This is a genomic window from Bacteroides sp. GM023 (genome assembly GCF_014750685.1).
In the GTDB taxonomy this organism is placed as follows: domain Bacteria; phylum Bacteroidota; class Bacteroidia; order Bacteroidales; family Bacteroidaceae; genus Bacteroides.
Genome location: NZ_JAAXGE010000024.1, coordinates 1 through 2394, shown reverse-complemented (window position 1 = coordinate 2394; position 2394 = coordinate 1). Strand labels below are relative to the sequence as shown.

At 45.9% G+C, this 2394-nt stretch carries 1 protein-coding gene; it reads right to left on the bottom strand.

Annotation, left to right across the window (positions count from 1 at the left end; translation table 11 throughout):
• Positions 1-106: 106 nt before the first annotated feature.
• Positions 107-1762, bottom strand: a complete 1656-nt coding sequence (gene ltrA / locus HC965_RS25875) for a group II intron reverse transcriptase/maturase (protein ID WP_138273758.1) — start codon at positions 1760-1762, stop codon at positions 107-109.
• Positions 1763-2394: the final 632 nt, after the last annotated feature.

Sequence of the window (2394 nt, the reverse complement as noted above, 5' to 3'; positions counted from 1 at the left end):
GGATCGGGTAGGTCAGCGCCCTTACGGGCGCTTTCCCCCCTAAGAACCGTGCGTGATAGTTTCCCATCACACGGCTCAAGCAATTCAATACTTCTATGAAGCACGCTCATGAAAGTTCTCCTTTCTTCTTAAGAGTTTTACAACAGTTCTCGTGTGCTATGTGCAGTTTGGTCTCACCATCAGTATTGAGCATGATAGTGCGCCAAGGAGTGTCCTTTGTTATGGATTCTCCACACAACGGACAGCATCTGTTCTGACGTTCCCACATATAAATGAGGGATTTTCTTCCTTTCAGACTCTCCTTCATCCGAAGAAGATTTCTATTAAGGAAGTAGTCGTACCAATCTGCGTCGTAGGGGTTCGCCTCACCCTTGATTTGAGGATATTTGGCTATCTTCGTGTCAAAGAGGCGAGCCAAAAGGAAATGTGTGTTTCCCTTCTCTGCTTTCTTGGCGATGCCAAAGCACCAATCCCTACCATTCACGCGATGAAAATATCGATTTTTAATCCATCCAAGAGATTTATTGGAATGCCTTCTGCGACACCACCTCCAAATCATGTTGAATATCTTTTGGTCGGTCTTTCTAAATGTTTCCGAGGCCGCACAGTAGCGATAATACATCGACCATCCCGTTAATATGGGATTCAACATCATGAGTATTTCCTCTTGCTTAACCGTCCTGTGTGACTTCAAAAGTTCCTTAACCTTGTCTGTGAGTTTCTTAACTCCTTTCTTGGATGGTTTGGTGAGCAACGTGCCGTTGTATTTGCGAACATTGAAACCGAGAAAATCGAACCCTTCTGAGATGTGGGTAATGACTGTCTTTTCTTCGGACAGTTCAAGCCCTCTCTCCTTGAAGAACTCTATGAGGATAGGTTTTACCTCATTTTCAAGAATTTCTTTGGACGCACCGGTAACAATGAAATCGTCGGCATATCTTACAAGGTTTACTTTCGGATTGTAAGGGACTCCTTTACGAGTTGTCTGTTTAAATCCGGAGAGAGCCTTTTCTATGCCGTTTAGGGCGAGGTTGGCAAGCGTAGGTGAGATAATTCCACCTTGTGGCGTTCCTTCATCAGTCGGGAACATCTCCCCCTTGAAAACATATCCGCATTTGAGCCATTTTCTCAGAATAGACTTATCCATCGGCACGTTGTTGATAAGCCAATCATGGCTTATGTGGTCGAAACACCCCTTGATGTCTCCCTCAAGCACCCATTCGGGCGAGTATGTGCGAGACAGAAGGGTGTGGCATCGAATCATTGCATCTGCGCAACAACGGTTCTTTCTGAATCCGAATGAATATTTGTCCGAGGTTGTCTCGGCCACGGGGTCGAGTGCCATGAGGTAAAGAGCCTGCATGGCACGGTCTTTCATCGTGGGTATGCCCAACGGACGAAGTTTGCCGTTACTCTTCTTGATGTTTACTCTCTTTAACGGAAGTGGTTTGTAGCCTCTTCTCTTAAGCGTGGCAATGGCCTTATATTTACTCTCGGGGGTTTTCCAAAGTACTTTGTCGACTCCCGAAGTCTTTGAGCCACTGTTGGAGGTCACTCGTTTCACTGCCAATGCCTTGGCATAGAACGAATGGGTAAGCGTCCACTGCAAAGCTTTCACTTTACCATACTTACCTTCTTTCTGAGCTTTTACAATACGCGCCTGAAGCTTCTTGACCGCCTCCTCTGCTTTGTTCCAGTCTATGCTGGTCCAGTTTTGGGTTCGATCAGAAGGCGCACACTTGATATTTCTATTTTCGTTCATTTGCTTTCCTTCTTTCAGAAGTTCTTTAAGTTATCTTGTAAAAGAATTACCAAGTGGAAGTCTGCCCACTTTCGTGTCGGATGATGTTGTCATAGCCGCACGTGGCTTAGGCTCAATCCGTATCCGTCCCATTACAGAACGGCATTCGCTTTTTCCACATTCTTATACCTACATACCATTCGGCTTCCCTTGCGGTCGGCTTACCCTTGCGGGAGATATATAGGCTTACCGAGTTCCATGCAGATGCCAAACCAATGGGTTAGGTTCTGTCTCTCAGCCGACGGTTCTGATGTTCGTGCATTCCCAAAATTCACAGGAATGTCCAACCGCTTTACCTTTTGGTTCAAGCCTGTCAGCGTTGTTTGGCTTGTTCGACTTAACGACCTTTAAATGACAGTTCGCTTACGCTAACCATACCATTGAGCCAAGCCCCCAGACCGCATAACGCTTGCGGTCGTTGAAATCCCCTCACGGTTCATTCTTCCCCTTTCGGGAGGGTTACCTTTTCAGAGCAGCTTAGCACAACAGATATTGCACCTGCTCTTAGGCTACTATTGACGAAACAATAGGTTTAATCAGAGGATTACTCTGTCAAACAGCCATCTACATGACTTTCTCGTCACACAAATTTG

Excerpts from the sequence above, each read along its gene's own strand:
- ltrA (WP_138273758.1), bottom strand. The coding sequence starts at position 1,762 with ATGAACGAAAATAGAAATATCAAGTGTGCGCCTTCTGATCGAACCCAA.